Source organism: Nonomuraea lactucae (assembly GCF_003313395.1).
Taxonomy (GTDB): Bacteria; Actinomycetota; Actinomycetes; order Streptosporangiales; family Streptosporangiaceae; genus Nonomuraea; species Nonomuraea lactucae.
Window position 1 is genome coordinate 1 of the sequence record NZ_QNFZ01000164.1, and the last position, 2,106, is coordinate 2,106.

The following is a 2,106-nucleotide window of genomic DNA, read 5'->3' on the forward strand; positions in this document are numbered from 1 at the left end:
CGGCCTCGCGCGGCACCGCCAGCGCCACCAGGTCCCCGGTCGCGCCCGCGGCCTGCCAGGGCAGGTTCTGCCCGCACAGCTCCCGCCGCAGCAGCTCGCCGTCCGCGCCCACCCCGTACAGCGTGCGCCCCCGTACGGCCAGCGCCCGGATGTCCGCGACCGGCCCGACGACCTCCCAGCCCGGCCCGCCACCGGCCGAGAGCCTGTCGAGGACGTTGCGGGTGACGCGTTCGACCACCGGATCGCCCAGGGTGTTGCCCCAGTTGACCGTGGCGGCGTTGAAGACCGTGCCCAGGCCGCTGGAGAAGATCCCCATGGTCGCCATGCCGCCCTGGCCGTACGCGCTCCAGTGCCGCAGGTCGGCGCTGGCCAGCACGACGAACGAGCCCGGCGTGCCGTCGCGGCAGGTGGCCCGCGGGACGCCGCCCACCTCCTCGATCTCGGCGGCGTCCGTCTCGTAGCCGAGGCAGCCCTGCCCGAACTTGTCGCCGTCGGTCAGCCCGGTGCCCTCGAACACCCAGTGCCCGGCGAAGCGCGCCGTGTAGGACTCCTCCAGCATGCGCGGCATGTGCGGCCCCCAGGCCCCGGCACCCGCGCGGAAGCTCACGCCGGTCAGCGTGTTCTCCGGCCGGCCCGTCGCCGACCATTCCACGGTGGCCAGCCGGGGGTCGCCGACGGGGTCGGACAGGGCGTCGCGGTGGCACACCATGGTCCGCCCGCCGTCCTCCAGCCTGATCTGCCACCACGCCGTGTTCCCGGAGAAGATCGCGAGGTTGCCGCCCCGCCGGACGAACTCCTCGACCGCGTCGCGCATCCCGGCCGACCAGTATTCGTCGTGGCCGTTGACGACCAGCAGGCGGTGCCGCGACAGCAGTCCGAGACCGTCGTGCAGGTCCAGGTTCGAGCAGTAGGCGACGCTGTAGCCGGCCGGGCGCAGCCACCGCAGCAGGCCGTGCTCCCACCGCTCCGGTGGCGGGCCGCCGCCCGGCCGGTCGAAGCTCACGCGGGAGGCCCGGGTCGGCTCCTCCGTCCAGTAGAGGCTCCGGCCCGGCTCGCCCGCCCTGTTGTACGCCTGCCAGGTGGTGAAGGGGACGCTGACCAGGATCGGCGCGGCCGGCACCGCCTCCCGTACCACGAAGTGGACCTCGTTGTCCGGGCAGGGGGCCGCCCCCGGGAGGCCCGCCGGCCACGGCACCTCGGGGCCGAACCTCGCGCGATACAGCGAGCTGGGCCAGTCGGCGCCGATCTCCAGCTCCCAGTCCGGCGCCGCGGTGCCGGAGAACACCACGCGGTCGTCGCTCACGTCCGCCACCTCGACGGACGGGTGCCCCGAGACCGTGAACCGCAGCGTCGAGCCCTGCGCGCAGGACGTCGCCTCGGCGTAGGCCCACGGGGTCATCGGCGAGCCGTCTCCACCAGAAGGTCCTCGAGGTCGAGCAGGTAGCGCTCGATGCCCGGCCGGGACAGGTGGCGGGTGTCGGCGGTCAGCGACACGCCGTCGGCCGCGACGTGCACGCAGAACCTGCAGTTGAGCCGGTCCTGGCTGAGCTGCCACTCCAGCGCGGTCTCCGCCCGCGCCCGGTCGAGCTCCCTCGGCCCGCACGCGGCCGGGCCCGGGTCGGCGAAGCGCAGGTCGTTGAAGCAGCAGTTGGGGTGGACGGGCTCGCCCCGCCGCTCGCTCTCCGCCCGGACGACCCGCGCCCGGTCGGCGGGGTCGTGGTAGGCGCTCCGGTACGCGCGCATCGCCGCCGGTCCCGCCGCCCGCAGGACCTCGGTGAACGGCCCCTCCACGTCGAGGGCGAACAGGCCCTCCTGCGACAGCGTGCTGACGACGGCCAGGGTGTCGCGCCGGAACCTGTTGGCCACGATCGGCAGCATCGCGCACCTGGCCTGGCCGGAGAACCGCCCGGCCAGCATCGTGGTCGCCGCGAGCAGCACCGTGGAGGTCGAGACGCGGTGGTCGTGCGCGATCGAGCGGGCGGCGCGGTGCAGGGCGGGGGAGCGGAGCACGGCGCGGTGGATGGGCGGGTCCGCCGCCTGGCCGCTCGGGGCCGCGAACATCGTCGCAGGCGCGCGCCGGTGCTCGGCCTCCCAGTGGGCCGCGGC

2 protein-coding genes are annotated in these 2,106 nt (G+C 75.3%); both read right to left on the minus strand.

Annotated features, from left to right (window positions below; all coding sequences use genetic code 11):
• Positions 1–1,399, minus strand: a 1,399-nt coding sequence (locus tag DQW85_RS11035) for a N,N-dimethylformamidase beta subunit family domain-containing protein (protein WP_113700250.1), incomplete at its 3' end; no start/stop codon positions are given.
• Positions 1,396–2,106: hypothetical protein (locus tag DQW85_RS11040; RefSeq protein ID WP_205315028.1), on the minus strand; the 711-nt coding region annotated here is incomplete at its 5' end. The genes DQW85_RS11040 and DQW85_RS11035, both read right to left, overlap by 4 nt.